This is a genomic window from Bacillus sp. 41-22, assembly GCF_025809295.1.
Lineage (GTDB): Bacteria > Bacillota > Bacilli > Bacillales > Bacillaceae_G > Bacillus_A > Bacillus_A mycoides.
This window is the reverse complement of the sequence record NZ_CP084035.1, coordinates 903803-919935: the sequence shown is the minus strand read 5'-3', so window position 1 is coordinate 919935 and position 16133 is coordinate 903803. Positions and strand designations below refer to the sequence as shown.

Here is a 16133-nt window from a genome sequence, read left to right as displayed (position 1 = left end):
CAAATCACCCCCTCATTCGAATGCGCGGATCTACTACGCCATATAAAATATCAGCAATTAAATTACCGAGAATTAACATGAACGATGATAATAATGTGATTGCCATAATAATTGGATAATCAAATCTAAAAATAGCATTTACCCCGAGTGAACCAAGTCCCGGCCATGAGAATACTGTTTCCGTAATGAACGCTCCGCCTACTAAACTTGGAATGGATAATCCGAAGATTGTAATGATCGGTATTAATACGTTTCGAAGTACGTGATTAAATAAAACTGTTTTCTGTGAAGCACCGTACGCATATTGAATTTGTACGTAATCTTCCTCTAATTGCTGGATGGTACTTGAGCGAATATATCTCATATAAACAGAGATGTTTTGGAACGCTAGCACCATGCAAGGTAAAATGCCGTGCTGGACAATATCCCAGAAGGAATCTTGACCGACTGTGCGCATACCCATACTCGGAAGCATGTTCAATTTTAAAGAGAATAAATAGATTAATAGTAACGCGAACCAAAAGACTGGCATTGAGATTCCCACATAGGAGATGAAGTTCACAATGCGGTCAAAGAACGAGTTCTTTTTCACACCTGTAAATAATCCAAGCGGTATTGCGATTACAAATGAGACGAGTAAAGATGATCCCATTAACCCGATTGTTGCGGGTAATCTTTCTGTAATAAGTTCTAAAACAGGACGATAGTTTTGAAGTGAGTATCCAAAATTCCCTGTTAAAATATTTTTTAACCATAAAAAATATTGCACGTAAATCGGCTGATCTAGTCCTAAACTTTTGCGAATACGTTCAACGTCAATCGGACTCATATTCGGCGTTACAAAGTTTCGAACGGGATCGCCCGGCGCTAGTTTTATTAATAGAAAAGAAATAATAGAAATAACAAATAAAAGCGGAATCGCATTTAAAAGCCTCTTTGCAATTACTTTATACACAAACTTCCCCCCTCAAGATAAAGTGAAACTTTAATCAGTGGGGGGTTCATCCCCACTGATTATTAGTTGAACCAATCGGGCATTTACAGGCAGTTGATCTCCCACCTCACTTCTTTGCCTCAGTTGACTTTCGAGGTGGGAGTCTTACTGCCCGTTAATGCGGGATAAAGTGAAACTTTAATCAGTGGGGGTTTTGTCCATCCTCACTGATTATTAGCCCATTAAAGCGGGATAAAGAAGCTGATTTCCACCAGCTTCTTTACTGTTTCTTATTTCACTTCATAGATTTTCGATAGATCTTCAAACATTGTGACAGGAATTGCTTTTGCTTCTTTTAATCCATTAAACTTTTTATCTACTGCAATAACTGCTTTCGGATATGCGATTGGTAGATAAGGTAAGTCTTCTCTAGCTGTCTCTTGAATTTTATGGTATAGTTCTGCGCGTTTCGTTTTATCTGTTTCAACTGCAGCTTCTTCCCATAATTTATCGAAATCAGCGTTTTTATAACGTGCGTAATTGTATTCAGCATTACTTAAGAATAAGCTCTTATATGAATCTGGCTCTGGTCCCATTATGTAACCACCGAATGTAATGTCATATTCTTTATTTTCTTTATCTAAGCTCTTCTCACTTGCCGCACTAGCATCTAATGCATTCAGTTCAACTTGTAAGCCAACTTCTTGTAATTTTTGTTGTGTATAAAGCGCTAAGCTTTCCATAATTTTATTATTCGTTACATACATAACGCGTACTTTTTCTTTATCTTTCACGCCAGCTTTCGCTAATAAATCTTTCGCTTCTTTTTTATCATACTTATAATCTTTAATGTCTTTTGCATAATACATAGCGTCTGGCGTTAAGATTGAATTTGCTGGTTCTGCGAATTGACTAGAAACGAATGCTGAGTTAATCATTTCTTTCTTATCTAACGCATGCGCAATTGCTTGGCGCACTTCTTTTTTCTTCATAAGATCTGTATTTTGGTTATAAGATAAGTAGAATAATCTACCTTCAGGGAATGTCACCATTGAGAAGTTCCCAGTGCTATCTAATTTCTTAAAGTCTTGCGGTTCGATCATCTTCATATTAATTTGACCATTTTGCAATGAAACGTTTGCTGTATTACGGTCTTTTACAACGCGGTACACGACAGAATCTAATTTCGCTTTACCAGCAAAATAATCATCGAATCGCTCTAACGCAACATATTCATCTGATTTAAACTCTTTTAACTTAAATGGACCTGATCCTACAGGTTGTAGGTTTTTCTTACTCTTCACTAAATCTGCTTCACCTTCAAATACATGTTTCGGAATTGGGAAGAAATCGTTCATAACCCCTTCGAAAGATGCACTTACTTGTGGTAATACAAATTGAGTCGTTAGCTCATCCACTTTTTTCACCTCAAGCGGCTTTCCTTTAAAAATAAAGTTTTCACGGCTTGAACTATTTTGCTTCTCATCTAGAATAGATTTGAATGTAAATACAATATCATCTGATGTAATTTTCTTACCATCATGCCATTTCAAATTATCCTTTAATTTTAAAGTCCATGTTAATTGATCCTCTGAAGGCGTAAAGCTCTCAGCAAGAACAAACTTTTTCTTACCGTCTTCCATATGATACAGCGGTGCATATAAAGCTTGCTGTATCGTTAATGACACTCGATCATTCGCATAAAGCGGGTTCATCGTATCTGGATTATCACTAACACCAACTGTTAACGTTCCTCCATCTTTCGGAGTCCCTGATTTACTAGTTCCTGCTTGCTTCGAAGAATCTTTCTCCCCTGAGCAAGCCGCTAATGCAATAAGTAATAGTAGGACAAATGGTAATGCAAACAACTTCTTCTTCATATTTCGACCCCTCTCGACTATTTACACCTATAAGAAAACTCGGAATTAATACCGAGTTTTCTTATAGGTTTTAAATTACCACTACCCGTATGTATTGTCAAACTTTTTTGCAAAGATAGACAGTTTGAAATCTATTAATGAATTCTTGCGATAAAATATATTTATGCGGGGGAGAAAATAAAAAGACCTCGAATAGATGGCCTCGTAAAATGCGTTGAAAAACTAGCAACCTACAGAAAGTTTCTCTGAAATGGTTGTTATATATAATTGAAAATGTAGAATGGGATTAAAGATAAAAAACACTTTTAGGAGGCTCTTATGACATTTGATGAATTGAAAAAAAACAAACCCACAACCCCATGGATTGAGAATGATGAAGATGGCGAGTTTTTCACTGAAGAAAATATAAGTGCAACAAATAAAGTTCTCGACACTTACATTAACAATTTAGAGCTATTGGGAGAGAATCCAACCGAAGTCAAAATAATGCAAGTCGTTAAAGAAGTAGTTGTTAATATAAATGAATTAAATGACGAACATGACTATTTTATCGAAACAATGGAAAGAGAAGATCTCTATGAATTTATCGATACAGCAGCACGAATAGCTGGCTTAGAATCCGAAGAAGATATAACAGAAGAATGGCGGGAATGGTAAAAAAATCTGCATACTTGATATCTAAATTTACTCCTTCATAAAACTTTGTCCCTTATTCTCCAATTGGAAAATAAGGGACAAACAAAGCTAATCAAATACTGATATACATTAAAATCTCCATTCATTTCCCATTACTTTAAAATACAGTTTTTCAAACCCACTAAAATACTTACTATAAATACTTAACATTTCAATATATGTATGAATAACTTGACTTAAATCAAAATGAACACCATCTTTAGCTAAGTCATAGCTATCGTCTAGACTATACAATTCAAAGTATTCCGCCTCCCAATGCACCCCCCTGTTGACTAAAAGTCTAGTGGTGCATTTAATTGATTCTTCAATCGTCAGTTCATGTTTTTTTAGTTTTTCATGAATGACGGAAAGAGTTAACTTAACAGTGTATTCTTCATCAACTGTGCTACTAAACTCAAATAACTTCCCTTCAATATCATCTATCTTTGCTTTAGACATTAAGGATATCTCAATTATTTCATATGGCGGGCTGTCACTTGCTTCAATCAATTTATCACACCATTGAATTACTTCAGCTTTACTCCACAACCCACAGCAAAGCCCTAAGCCATAAATACGAGTTAATTTTCGAACTAAATCCAAGGTTTCTCACCTGCAATTTCTTATATGCATTTTTGTTTAATTTTAACAGAATATATAATACATCACATAATTTCTTTGCAAACACTACACATTACAATCGAGATGCATACGCGCATTATAAACAAAAAGACCACCCAAAGGCAGCCTCACAACTGAATCGTAGTACCCATTCCACACTCCACCGCTTTCTCATACAAATACTTCGCAACGATAATATCCACTACCGCCAAACCAACCGATTTAAAAATAGTAATCTCTTCATCGTTCTCTCTACCAGCTTTTTCTCCGCTTATAATCTGACCAAGTTCGGCGTGGATGTCGCTCGCCTCAAATAACCCTTCTTTTATAGGAACTTGAAGGTCACCTGTTTCTTCTAGTGCTGCTTCTTTTGATTCGACTACTACTTTGTTTGCATTCGCGATGGCGTGGGATGGTAGTTCTTGCATGCTCGGTCTAAATGAACCGACGGCGTTTATGTGGACGCCTTTTTGTAGTTTTTCTGAGAAGACTGGTGTGGATGCATTCGTTGTTGTGATGATGATGTCTGCTTCGCTTATTGCTTCATTTGGATTTGTGTAAACGTAAGCCGGTTTGCCTAATTTCTCTTGTATATATTGCGCGAATGCATAGGCTTTTTCTTCCGTTCGGTTATATAGAATGATTTTTTCGATATCCCTAACGGCGAGTACAGCTTCTGCAATTCCTTTCGCTTGTTCACCTGTACCGATAATGCATAAGTTTTTTGCGTTATGACGAGCTAAATGTTTTGTCGCTACTCCTGATAAGGCACCTGTTCGAATCATCGTTAAGTACGATCCTTCTAAAAGCGCAAGCGGTTCTCCCGTTTTAAAGTCTGATAGCATAACGATCCCGTTTATCGTTTTCTTTCCTATCTTTTTATTATGCGGAGCTACCGTTACTACTTTTAAACCGAGCGCTTCGAGTCCTTCCGCTACTGAAGGCATAATTAATGCGGTATTTTGCTCGTTCGCAAATGGTAATGAGCCACGAATTGGTGTAATCGTTCTTTCTGCTGAAAATTCTTTTAAAGCAAGCGCCGCGTATTCAATGACTTCCTTCATATTTACTAAGTTTCGTTGTTCGTTCGCGCTTATGACTAGCATATCTTTCCACCTCCTCCTCTTATCCTAACAAAAATCCCCGATTCAAATCATCCCTCGGATCTACAACGAACTGATGAAATCCTGTAATAAATGCATTCCCCGTTACTTTCGGAACGACAGCTTCATATGTATCTACCGCTGTTACCGACAATACTTCTCCCTCAAATTGGCCGTCAGTAATGCATTCGTGGATGAACATCTCTCTTTTTTGTAAGGCATCTTTTTCAAAAAGAGTCGCGATTCTTGCGGATGTTCCTGTACCGCAAGGGGAACGGTCTACTTGCCCATCAGCAAAGATCGTTACATTTCGTAAAGTAGCGTCTTTTCCTTTCGGTTCATCTGAGAAAATAACTCCGTATATTCCTTTTAAATCTTCTTCAAGTGGATGTTTTACTTCCATTTGACTTTCAATGTAGTGTTTAATTTTACCGCCCCACGTTTGAATTGCAGCTAAATCTTTAAAATCGACTTTCAAACCAAACTCTTTACTATCCACTACAGCGTAGAATGCTCCGCCAAACGCGATATCTACTTGAAATTCATAGTCATCTATTTTGATAGGAACGTCTTTTTTGTATACGAACGAAGGAACGTTTTCAAATGATACTGACTCTACTTCGCTCCCGTTAAATGTTGCGTACGCAATGACTTCCCCAGCAGGGCTATCAATAATAAATTTTTGTTTTTCACCTGTCACTTCAAACATACCTGTTTCAATTCCAACTGTAATAACAGCGATAATTCCGTGACCACACATCGTACTCCAGCCTTCATTGTGCATAAATAATACGCCAAAATCAGCATGAGGACTTGCGGGCGGAGTAATGATACAACCGTACATGCCGTGATGTCCTCTCGGTTCATACATAAGAACCTCACGAAGATGATCCAAATGTTCCATGCAGTATGCGCGTCTTTCTAATTGCGTTTCTCCCTTTACCTCTGGCACTCCGCCCGTAATAATTCGAAGCGGTTCCCCAGCTACGTGAGCATCAATTGTTGTGTATATTTTACTAACCTTCATTTCTATCTCTCCCCTATATGTTAATACTATTTTCATTGCAAGTATCATGCCAACGCATAGAGTATAAAGTGAAACTTTAATCAGTGGGGGGCTTCATCCCCCACTGATTATTAGCCCACGCCAATCGGGCTTTTACGGGCAGTTAATGCGGAATAAATCTGTATACATTTTTTGAAAAATACACACTACTGTCTACTTTTTTATACAGTAGGTGATTATTAGCCCCAAAACAAAAAAATCCCCCGAAAACTCAGGGGATGATTTAAGCCATAGATTTACGGGATTTGAGTTAAAAATCGAATTTATTCTTCACTCCCCAAGCTTTCCCACTCACTCAAATACATGACATCTTGTTTTACTTTTTTCTTTTCAGGAAGTAAACATAGAAATTCTAAAGAATTGCCGTCAGGATCGTAAAAATAAAGATTTGCACTAGGTGTCCAAGTTTGAACCATAGGCTCGGAAGGTTCAAGACCGAAAGCAGCCCTTGGGTTTATTCCTTTATTAAGAAGCCATTCTCTTGCATGAATGATTTCTTCATAGTTAACCTTGAATGCGAAGTGACTTGTATGGAATGCTTCTTCCGATACTTCCCAAATGCCCAGCATTTGTTCCTTCTTATTTTCTTTATCAAACCAAAAGAAAGCTACACGGCGTTCTTCAATAGTGCGAGCATGAAATAATCCCAGTTTAGTATAAAACTCTTTTGCCACTTCTAAATTTTTTGTTTTAACATGTGTTTCATATAAAGTACCTGGAAACAAAGCATATCCCTCCTTTATATTTTTAGAAATCCTTACTATAAAGCCTACTTTAATAAACTAGAAATAGAAGTGATATCGTATTTTCTTTAAATATTTTTCAATTTCGTAGCCCTAATGCTGAAGAAAAACCATCACTGATTAAAGTTTTACTTTATAAGAAGGGGTTCTTCAAATTCATGATTTACGGTAATATTATCGTTCAAAGTGAGGCGGATTTATGACTCAAATCACTCGGAGGACCCATTACCCATCAAACCCTAACCGCCACCACATCTGGCACTTGCTTAGCAATTTCCTCACCTATCTTTATACTAGCCGTTGCAGCCGGAGACGGTGCATTGCAAATATGCAGAGAATTTACACCAGGGATAATGCAGAAGTCATCAACCATATTTCCGTTTGATAAAATGGCTTGTGCCCTTACTCCTGCATGGGTTGGCACGATATCTTTCTCTGTAAGCTCTGGTATTAAGCGCTGTAAGCTTTTTAGGAATGATTGTTTACTAAATGAGCGCACCATTTCTTTTATGCCTTCTTTCATATTTGGCATCGCCATTTTCCAAAATCCTGTGTATGTCATTGTTTCCATGAAGTCTTTTATGTTGAAGTCTGTTTTCGTATAGCCTTCGCGTTTGAAGCTTAATACGGCGTTTGGTCCTGCATGTACGTCTCCGTTTATCATTCTTGTGAAATGAACACCTAAAAACGGAAATTCTGGATTTGGAACTGGATAGATTAAATGTTTTACGAGATGGCGTTTTTCTGGGACAAGTTCATAATATTCACCACGAAACGGAACAATTTTCATATCTGTTAATATCCCTGTCTTTTTCGCAATACGGTCACTATGTAAGCCAGCGCAGTTAATGAGAAATTTCGTTTTAAATACACCTTGATTTGTCTCAATTGTTACAGCGTCTTTCTTCTCAGTAATACGCTCCGCTGTTGTTCCTAAATGTATTTCTCCGCCGCTTTCTTGAATTAAGCGAGCAAATGCATAACTTACTCCTCTATAATCAGCAATCCCGCAAGATGGAACACGGATTGCCCCAAGTCCCTTTACATGAGGTTCAATTTCAGCTAATTCTTCCTTACCTATCTTTTCAATATGTAAATCGTTTTGTAAGCCTCTTTCATATAAGTTATGTAAAAGAGGAAGTTCGTCCTTTTCTGTAGCGACAATTACTTTTCCGCACATGTCATAAGCGATGTCATTTTCTTCACAAAATTGAACCATAGCTGCATTTCCTTCTTTGGCAAACTTTGCTTTATAACTCCCTGGTTTATAGTAAATTCCAGAGTGAATTACTCCGCTATTATGTCCAGTTTGATGATGTGCAAGTTCCTTTTCTTTTTCAATGATCGCGATTTTCGCACGAGGGAATTTTTTCGTTAAAGCCATTCCCGTTGAAAGCCCAACAATTCCTCCGCCAATAATTATAAAGTCATACATCCTACTTCCCCCTTAATATGATGAAAGGCAGGCCTTTTTTAAGACCCGCCGTACAAACTTATTTAGAAAAACAACCACGTTGACGCATTAGTTCTCTATATAAATCTTTATTTTTTTCAAATGCAGCTCTTCCGTGCATCCAAAATAAGTTATTTAAAAGAACTAAGTCACCAATTGGTAATTTCAATGCATGTGTTGCTGGTGAGTTTTCAACAGAATATGATAAGTCTTTCAAATAGTTTGCTTGTTCAATATTATCTGGATAGGCAAACTGATCAATAAAACAAATACATGGTGCGTTATTCACATCAAAAAATGTTTCACGATAGACGATTTCTTGCGCATTTTTACTTGGTGGTGCTTTATACGTAACCTTAACAGATGCGAGCGAATGATTTCTAAATTTCTGAAGGTCTTCCCAATCGTCTAAATGTAGTAAACGAGATTCTCCGCCTACTGCATTTTGCTCTTCAATTTTCATCATAAGAAGCCAATCTGTCGGCTCATCAACGAATGTACCGTCTGTATGCAGTGTAAACAATCGGTACGCTTGACGAAGGTAAGAATCACTACTATCCGTATCTTTCACATTAAACCTAGCATAATACGTTCCTGTCATTGCATCAAAGTTTGGCTCCCCGATTAAATGTGTTAATGCTGTTGCAAATTTCACGTAGTCTGCTGGATCTGCCGTTTCACCTTGCACCCCAATTGTAAATCCGCCCGTTTCACGGTCATGAACAATGCCGCGAATGTTATCCATAAATGATTGCCCAAAAATCTTTCTCATTCCATCCGCAAGATTAAATCGAGAATAGGGAATGTATTGCAGTAACTGCTCTGAATGCTCTTTTACCTCTTCAAAAAACTGCTTAAGCAATTGCTGTTTTAGCGTAATATGATATAAACGTTTATGCTCTGGATGAGGAGCAATTTCATACCCCTCATATTTCTTTGCAAATTTCATCTTCGTACTTTGTTCTGTAATAATCGACATTTCAATTCCTCCCTAATTTAAATATGAAGAACTTATTGACGTTTTTTACAGACAGTTATCCTTATCTTCTTATGCTGAGATTCGGTCTTACTGCCCTAACATCGAAAAAGCCAGTCATACGCATCCACGACATAAAATCGTAGAAACGTACAACTGGCTCATAATTACGAGTGTTCTTTAATCTCTTAAAGTACAATAATAATAGACAGTTTGTATGAAAATATTTGTAAAACAGGAAAGCAAGATCGAATATAGAGAAGGCTAATTTCTCGTATGGATCTTGTTAATTAAATAATAATTCAAAATTTTCTAACTGTCAATTCGTTTTTTTCTCTACATACTTTACATACTTTACACATTTCACAAATCCCCTTACTTTCCGCACATCCTCTTTTTTTCTTCTCTTGTTTCACAGCTTGAACTTCACTTAATTTTTTCATATTACTTGCCTCCTCAATATAAAAAGCCAGTCGTATCCCGTTAACGGAAATACAACTGGCTCTCGTTTATGGTTGTAAACTAGATAGTTTTTATGGTGTTGTTTCCTCGTACTCTCCTCTAGGCTGTTCATCATTTAAATAACTTACGTATTGGCGATGTAAATCTTTCACCGCACTGACGATAGCATTTTGCGCTTTTCCTTGATAATGGTCCGTAATATCTTGAACGATTTCCTCAATACCATCTTGCAAACTATGTCCTCTCAACATTTGAGCGACGAAGTCTCTACCATGCTCTGTCGCAAGCGTACATGACGCTTCAATAATGACATGATATTTATGATCTGCCTCAATTGTAATTGTTAATGTTTCATACATACTGCGAACAGCCATACCTTTCGGAAGTCTCGAATGTCCTGCCATAAAAAAAGTCCCTTTACGCATATTTCATCCTCCGTTACTATGTTAAGAGCCAGAAAAACAATGTACACATTTGCATTGAATTTTACTACCCTTATCCTTATAGCTCGTACTTCTGCTAAAGAAGCTCAAGTGGAAAGAAGTTTACACTCTTCATTTTCAAACATAAATCTGGGCTTACAGCGGGGCTAATCACTGTCATCCGATAATAAGTTAATCATAATAAAAATAAACTGAATATTCAATGTTTAATTCCGCGAATTTCATGAATAAAAAAAGAAAATTCTCTCGCCCCGGCACATATACTGTTCAAAAGAAAAAAGGAAGTGGTCTCATGTATTACGGAACGAAAGGCTGGTACGTAGCTGAGCTAAAAAAATTAGGTGTTCGCTATCATGAGGGACGAAAACTAGAAAGTTACCGCGCACACGTATTACGCAATTTATTAATCGCACAACAAGAGACAACGAAAGAAGAGTAATTTACTAACAAAACAACTCTCGAGATATATCGTCTATTCAACAAATCCCGTCAAATCTCCCATCTAAACTACCAACTAATCACACATTGATACAAACCAAAAAAAGGTCACCTACACAGGCATGCCCATCAACTTAAGAATTCAGAATCACCACAAAATGAAAAAATAAGCTTTTTTGTCACAAGTGTAGCTTTGTAAAAAAGATTGATTAAAAACATCAAACCTCTATAGATTTCTTAGAGGTTTGATGTTTTCTTGTTGGATATTTATGTTAATCTAACGATAAACATTGTGAAGAAATGTACTTCAACTAACGGGGCAGGTTAGTTGAAGATTGCTTTGACCTTTGTTCAACAATTGGGCCATTTAGTTGAAGATCTCATCAAATAAGTAATGATATTTAAAGGAATAATTCATTCTGATAAAGAACATTAAAAAACGTGATGATAAGGAGGCGATTGTATGGCAAATCATGTAGAAAATCTATATAACTATCATGTATGGGCAAATCAACGGATTATTGATCATCTTAAGACACTTTCTCCTGAGAAATATCAAAAGGAAATGAAAAGTGTCTTTTCTTCTGTTTCAAAGGTTTTATCTCATCTCTATTTGGTGGAATATGGATGGCTTCATACCCTTGAGGGTCAGAGTATGAATGAAGCAATGCAATCTTCATTTCAAATTCAAGAAAAGATTGAGAAACTGCCCATTGAAGACTTAGAAACGGAATTTCATACTTTAACATCCCGGTTTAAAACCTTTTTGAACAGACAGGAAGATATGGAAAAGAGAATAATGTTGGATAATCCATGGGCAGGATTAAGAGAAACAAGTATATCTGAAATGGTCTTACACGTTGTGAATCATGGAACCTATCATAGAGGGAATATTTCAGCTATGTTACATCAGTTGGGTGATTCTTCAGTTATGACTGATTATGCTTTTTATTGGTATTCTTGAAATGTTATTCATTAAGGCTCAGTAAAATAATCAAACTTTTTTATAAAAATCTCATACTTAGCTAAAAAGGGTAACTCCATTTTGATCAATCTTTATTCAAAATGGAGTTTTTGTATTTGTTGTTAAATAAAAAAGGATAATCAGCCTCATAATGGACTAACTATCCTGTAATTTAATAAACGGGTGACCTTTCCTATTCACAAACAAGAATTTGTCTAGAAAATGATCCTTTTCTTGTGATACAGCGATCTGTAATTTCAAATCCTGCTTCATGGATCATGTCGTCCATTGTTTCCATCGTAACAACGACTACCCTTTTTGCAATGCGGCGTGCACTTGAAAGAATGGAGAACTGGTCTTCTGGTGTTGCATGCGTAAATAAGTCGTAGGGCATATCGATAATTGCAACGTCGTAGTTCTCAGTAATTTCCTCGATTGGACCTTTTGTTACTGTTCCTTCAAACCCGAAATGTGCGATGTTTTTTCTCGTTCCAAGAACCACAAGTGGATTTATATCTCTACCAACGATGTTAATCCCCATAGAAAGTGCTTCTACTACTACTGTTCCAATACCGCAGCACGGGTCAATAGCTCGTACTCCCTCTGGGTTTGGTACAGCGATATTTGCGACAGCTCTAGCAACACGTGTGCTCAATGATGTCGAATAACTATGCGGTTTTTTTATGTGATGATACCAAACTGGATCACTTTCTACATAGTGTCCGAAGTACCAGCGTCCTCCAAGAGGAACAATCCCGAATACACGCTCTGGATTACGAACATCCGCTTCTCCTTCAATATGCATACCGAGGTCTCGTTCAATAAGGCGTCTTTCTCCATATTCAATTTTATTTTCTTTACCAAGATCATTGATTTTAACGAAGATAACTTTGAATGTCGCTCCCGCTAAATCAATTTGTTCCACTTGTTCTAAAATGCTTTCTAAGTCGTCCCCTTCATACATAACCTCGACGCGCTCTTTAATAAACGGACTTCTACTCGGAGCAATCTTGACTTCACTTTTTAAAATATTAACGTGAGACTCCATTCCAAAGAACGAGCGCATTTCCAAGTAACATAAAGCACGCTCCTCTTCGCGAAATGCATACGTATATATACATGCAGGTGTTTTACTATGATTACTCAATCTATTATCATCCTTTATCGTTTAAAATTGTTATGATTACAATTACTCGAATACTTTTTCACGTAAAATTAAATGATATCACATGCCCGAAATAAAGAGAAACCTTTATAATTTGTTTTATAAATAAAAAGAGACTGCCTATGGCAATCTCTTTTATTTATTAACGGAAAGAAGATACGTTGTTACCCATTGCTTCGTAGTAATCTAAAATCCCTTGATAAATAGCTTCTGCTGCACTTTGTCTCTGTTCTGGTGTAGCAATTTTATCAGCATCGCTTTTATTATCTACAAATGCTAATTCTGCTAATACAGCTGGCATTGTATTTTCTCTAGTTACGTATAAGTCCTGATGTTTCGCACCACGATCTTTTGTTCCAAGTGCATTCACAAGACGTTTTTGAATTTTTTCTGCTAATAAACGACTCTCTTCTACATTTGGATTCGTTGCTCTTGCTCGTGCTGAATCATAATATAATGTTTCTGTGCCTTGTCCATTTTTCAAGTCAGAACCATTAGCATGGATACTTACAAAAATATCTCCATTATTTTGCTGTGCAAATTCTACACGTTTTTTTAAAGAATCAGGACCACTTGTTCCTGGACGTGTATCATCTGTACGAGTGAATAACACAGTAAACGGTGTCTTTTTCTCAAATATTTTCTGTAATCGTAATGATACATCTAATACGGTTTTACTTTCTTTCTCATAATAACCAGGGTTCCCCGAATCAATTCCACCATGACCTGGATCAATAATAATCGCTTTACCTTCTAGGAAGTTACCTTGCTTCACTGGGTTTAATTGATTTTTATCCACCCATTGGAAACCAGCCCCCATACGGATACGAATCCAGCTATCTTTTTCTTCAATAACAGTTACTTGTTGTGCTTTATGTGTGCCTGCCACTGTAGACGTATGTGAAGCTTCTTGATATGTAGTGAATTCTTGATTAATAGACTCTGTTTTTTCTTGTAATGGTGTCCACTTCTCACCTTTACTTGTTACAACCTTCAACCAACCGTCCGCTCTTTGCTCTTTCACTTCAATCATTTGTGGCTTATGTTGAACGTCAGTAATACCAGATGATAACGATGCTTGATGATATGTAATAAAGTTTCTATTCATATACATTCTTTTCGATGTATTTGTTTTATTTTTATCTGCCATTGCGATGAACTGAGCTGCTTCAGCACGAGTTACAGTACCGTCAGGATTCCAGCCATTTCCTGTACCCATTGAAATCTCTAAAGCTACTAAAATATTAGCTTGTTTCTTACCCCAATGAGGTTCCAAATCTTTAAACTGCGTTGGAAGTTCTCCAATAATTTTCTTATCTAATGAATATGCTTGTACAAGCATAGATGCCATTGATGCACGGTTAATTTGGCTTGATGGATTGAATTTTCCAGTACCATCTCCATTAATTACACCTGCTTTTTCTACCGCAGCAATATATGGTGCTGCCCAATGATCTTGCGAATCTTTAAAAGATGGTTTCGCTTTTGGATCAATTGGTAAGCCAAGAACTGCTGCTAATATTTTTGCAGCTGATCCTTTATCTACTGCTTCCGATGGAGAAAACGTTCCGTCTGGTTTTCCATCAAGCGCTTTTTTCCCTACTAAATAGTCAACCGATTCCTGCGCCCATGTAGGAACATCCGAAAACTTTTTCCCTGCTGCGAAACTACTTACTGGAGATGATAATAAACTTGCGGCTAAAATACCAGCCGCGACTGCACGATACTTCATAAAAAATAATACTCCTCTCAAAAACCATTTATAATAACGCGTAATCTTAATATGCAAATCATAATAAATCCGAACAAAAAAAATTAGTGCGCCTCTATCATTTTATAATACTAGAATTCTGTAGTAAACCTACTTTCTTAATATTGTAAAATAAAATACAATTTAAGTAGTTTTTATACACAAAAAAGTGGCTGATTCATAGAATCAACCACCCTCTCACTATTCTACTATCATTTCTGATAACACATATGCATAAACAAGCGCTTCTGTATGTGCAATCGAGCTTTCATGCGTACGCTCAAATGCGTGAGAAGAATCAATACCAGCTCCAATTAATGCATGTTTCACATCAAATCCAGCGTGAATCGCAGCTGATGCGTCTGATCCGTAGTATGGATAAATATCCACTTTATATTCAATAGCGTTCGCTTTCGCCAGTTCAACTAAATGTTTACGTAAAGCGTAATGGTATGGACCGCTAGAGTCTTTCGCACAAATGGATACTGTATATTCATCAGATGCTTGTCCATCACCTAACGCTCCCATATCAACTGCTAAATATTCTACCGTTTCCTCTGGAATATTTGAGTTTCCACCGTACCCAATTTCTTCATTATTAGAAATTAAGAAATGTGTTGTATATGGCAATGTTACCTTTTCATCTTGCAATCTTTTAATTAATTTTAATAGAATTGCAACACTTACTTTATCGTCTAAATGACGTGATTTTATGTATCCACTCTCTGTAATTTGAACGCGTGGATCAAATGAAACGAAGTCTCCTACTTCAATTCCTAACTCACGTACTTCATCTGCTGAAAAGACACGCTCATCAATACGCACTTCAATATTTTTCTCATCGCGCTTCGCTTCCCCTGCATCTTTGTACACATGGACAGAAGTTTGATGCATTAAAATTGTACCTGTATATTTCTTACCGCTTGACGTTTCAATTTCGCAATATTCTCCTTCTACAGAGTTCCAGCGAAATCCACCAATCATAGATAGACGAAGACGACCGTCAGGCTTAATTTCTTTCACCATCGCACCTAACGTATCAACGTGTGCAGTTAATAAACGATGCTGCTCATCATTCTTTCCTTTAACCGTTAAAATAAGAGCACCTTTATTATTACGCTTCGTCTCTACATTCCACTCACTTACATAATTTTCAATAAAACTAATAATTTTCGCCGTGTTTCCAGATGGACTTGGAATAGAGACAAGCTCCTTAATAAGTTCCATCGTTTCTTTCGTATGATGTGCCATTGTCGTTTCCTCCTCATTTTCTCTACTATTTAGTATAGCGAAATTACGATAAAACCTCTACTCATATAGTTTAATTTTCTAAATTATAATAAAATTCACTTTATCCTAATCTCAATGACAAAAAAGCACCGCATTATCTCCATTAACACTGTGCTTTTTCTATAAAGTGAAACTTTAATCAGCCCGCATCAATCGGGCTTTTACGGGCA

At 36.8% G+C, this 16133-nt stretch carries 16 protein-coding genes; 3 read left to right on the top strand and 13 right to left on the bottom strand.

Annotation, left to right across the window (positions count from 1 at the left end):
• Positions 1-4: 4 nt before the first annotated feature.
• Positions 5-955, bottom strand: coding sequence for an ABC transporter permease (locus tag LCF45_RS04635; protein ID WP_263894597.1), 951 nt, complete (start codon positions 953-955; stop codon positions 5-7).
• A gap of 269 nt (positions 956-1224) precedes the next feature.
• Positions 1225-2814, bottom strand: coding sequence for an ABC transporter substrate-binding protein (locus LCF45_RS04630; protein ID WP_215560926.1), 1590 nt, complete (start codon positions 2812-2814; stop codon positions 1225-1227).
• Positions 2815-3132: 318 nt separating this feature from the next.
• On the opposite strand from LCF45_RS04630, the gene LCF45_RS04625 reads away from it, so the two are divergent.
• A complete protein-coding gene (locus LCF45_RS04625) occupies positions 3133-3471 on the top strand; it encodes a hypothetical protein (protein ID WP_002125589.1) in 339 nt (112 codons plus the stop codon).
• A 108-nt stretch (positions 3472-3579) separates the two neighbouring features.
• On the opposite strand, the gene LCF45_RS04620 is transcribed toward LCF45_RS04625, so the two are convergent.
• The 8 genes from LCF45_RS04620 to LCF45_RS04585 form a co-directional block, all read right to left on the bottom strand.
• Complete coding sequence (locus LCF45_RS04620; protein ID WP_002030070.1) at positions 3580-4092, bottom strand: hypothetical protein; 513 nt, start codon at positions 4090-4092, stop codon at positions 3580-3582.
• Between the two features lie 146 nt (positions 4093-4238).
• Positions 4239-5216 (bottom strand): ornithine cyclodeaminase family protein, encoded by a 978-nt coding sequence (locus LCF45_RS04615; protein ID WP_144512674.1) that lies wholly within the window; start codon positions 5214-5216, stop codon positions 4239-4241.
• 19 nt (positions 5217-5235) lie between these two features.
• Positions 5236-6288 carry a proline racemase family protein gene (locus LCF45_RS04610; protein WP_088004571.1) on the bottom strand — a complete coding sequence of 351 codons (1053 nt, stop codon included), beginning with the start codon at positions 6286-6288 and terminating at the stop codon, positions 5236-5238.
• A gap of 254 nt (positions 6289-6542) precedes the next feature.
• Positions 6543-7004 carry a VOC family protein gene (locus LCF45_RS04605; RefSeq protein WP_002010888.1) on the bottom strand — a complete coding sequence of 154 codons (462 nt, stop codon included), beginning with the start codon at positions 7002-7004 and terminating at the stop codon, positions 6543-6545.
• A gap of 250 nt (positions 7005-7254) precedes the next feature.
• The gene (gene lhgO / locus LCF45_RS04600) at positions 7255-8457 is read right to left on the bottom strand and encodes an L-2-hydroxyglutarate oxidase (protein WP_087996534.1); all 1203 of its coding nucleotides are present in this window, start codon (positions 8455-8457) and stop codon (positions 7255-7257) included.
• Positions 8458-8515: 58 nt separating this feature from the next.
• Complete coding sequence (gene glaH, locus LCF45_RS04595) at positions 8516-9454, bottom strand: glutarate dioxygenase GlaH (RefSeq protein ID WP_263894596.1); 939 nt, start codon at positions 9452-9454, stop codon at positions 8516-8518.
• 299 nt (positions 9455-9753) lie between these two features.
• Positions 9754-9894 (bottom strand): hypothetical protein, encoded by a 141-nt coding sequence (locus LCF45_RS04590; RefSeq protein ID WP_263894595.1) that lies wholly within the window; start codon positions 9892-9894, stop codon positions 9754-9756.
• Positions 9895-9984: 90 nt separating this feature from the next.
• Positions 9985-10338: a DUF3870 domain-containing protein gene (locus LCF45_RS04585; RefSeq protein WP_001225455.1), complete on the bottom strand. Its 354-nt coding sequence runs from the start codon at positions 10336-10338 to the stop codon at positions 9985-9987.
• Between the two features lie 241 nt (positions 10339-10579).
• Between LCF45_RS04585 and LCF45_RS04580 the strand changes: the two genes are divergently transcribed.
• Positions 10580-10795: a YflJ family protein gene (locus LCF45_RS04580; protein WP_003187606.1), complete on the top strand. Its 216-nt coding sequence runs from the start codon at positions 10580-10582 to the stop codon at positions 10793-10795.
• A gap of 462 nt (positions 10796-11257) precedes the next feature.
• Complete coding sequence (locus tag LCF45_RS04575; protein ID WP_001273686.1) at positions 11258-11758, top strand: DinB family protein; 501 nt, start codon at positions 11258-11260, stop codon at positions 11756-11758.
• A gap of 193 nt (positions 11759-11951) precedes the next feature.
• On the opposite strand, the gene LCF45_RS04570 is transcribed toward LCF45_RS04575, so the two are convergent.
• From LCF45_RS04570 to LCF45_RS04560, 3 genes are all read right to left on the bottom strand, one after another.
• Positions 11952-12905 (bottom strand): TRM11 family SAM-dependent methyltransferase, encoded by a 954-nt coding sequence (locus LCF45_RS04570; RefSeq protein WP_002169062.1) that lies wholly within the window; start codon positions 12903-12905, stop codon positions 11952-11954.
• A 160-nt stretch (positions 12906-13065) separates the two neighbouring features.
• Positions 13066-14655: an N-acetylmuramoyl-L-alanine amidase gene (locus tag LCF45_RS04565; RefSeq protein ID WP_002125569.1), complete on the bottom strand. Its 1590-nt coding sequence runs from the start codon at positions 14653-14655 to the stop codon at positions 13066-13068.
• Between the two features lie 219 nt (positions 14656-14874).
• Complete coding sequence (locus LCF45_RS04560) at positions 14875-15924, bottom strand: M42 family metallopeptidase (RefSeq protein ID WP_003187600.1); 1050 nt, start codon at positions 15922-15924, stop codon at positions 14875-14877.
• Positions 15925-16133 lie beyond the last annotated feature (209 nt).

Excerpts from the sequence above, each read along its gene's own strand:
- LCF45_RS04630 (WP_215560926.1), bottom strand. The coding sequence starts at position 2,814 with ATGAAGAAGAAGTTGTTTGCATTACCATTTGTCCTACTATTACTTATT.
- LCF45_RS04625 (WP_002125589.1), top strand. The coding sequence starts at position 3,133 with ATGACATTTGATGAATTGAAAAAAAACAAACCCACAACCCCATGGATT.
- LCF45_RS04615 (WP_144512674.1), bottom strand. The coding sequence starts at position 5,216 with ATGCTAGTCATAAGCGCGAACGAACAACGAAACTTAGTAAATATGAAG.
- LCF45_RS04610 (WP_088004571.1), bottom strand. The coding sequence starts at position 6,288 with ATGATACTTGCAATGAAAATAGTATTAACATATAGGGGAGAGATAGAA.
- lhgO (WP_087996534.1), bottom strand. The coding sequence starts at position 8,457 with ATGTATGACTTTATAATTATTGGCGGAGGAATTGTTGGGCTTTCAACG.
- glaH (WP_263894596.1), bottom strand. The coding sequence starts at position 9,454 with ATGTCGATTATTACAGAACAAAGTACGAAGATGAAATTTGCAAAGAAA.
- LCF45_RS04590 (WP_263894595.1), bottom strand. The coding sequence starts at position 9,894 with ATGAAAAAATTAAGTGAAGTTCAAGCTGTGAAACAAGAGAAGAAAAAA.
- LCF45_RS04585 (WP_001225455.1), bottom strand. The coding sequence starts at position 10,338 with ATGCGTAAAGGGACTTTTTTTATGGCAGGACATTCGAGACTTCCGAAA.
- LCF45_RS04580 (WP_003187606.1), top strand. The coding sequence starts at position 10,580 with ATGAATAAAAAAAGAAAATTCTCTCGCCCCGGCACATATACTGTTCAA.
- LCF45_RS04575 (WP_001273686.1), top strand. The coding sequence starts at position 11,258 with ATGGCAAATCATGTAGAAAATCTATATAACTATCATGTATGGGCAAAT.
- LCF45_RS04565 (WP_002125569.1), bottom strand. The coding sequence starts at position 14,655 with ATGAAGTATCGTGCAGTCGCGGCTGGTATTTTAGCCGCAAGTTTATTA.
- LCF45_RS04560 (WP_003187600.1), bottom strand. The coding sequence starts at position 15,924 with ATGGCACATCATACGAAAGAAACGATGGAACTTATTAAGGAGCTTGTC.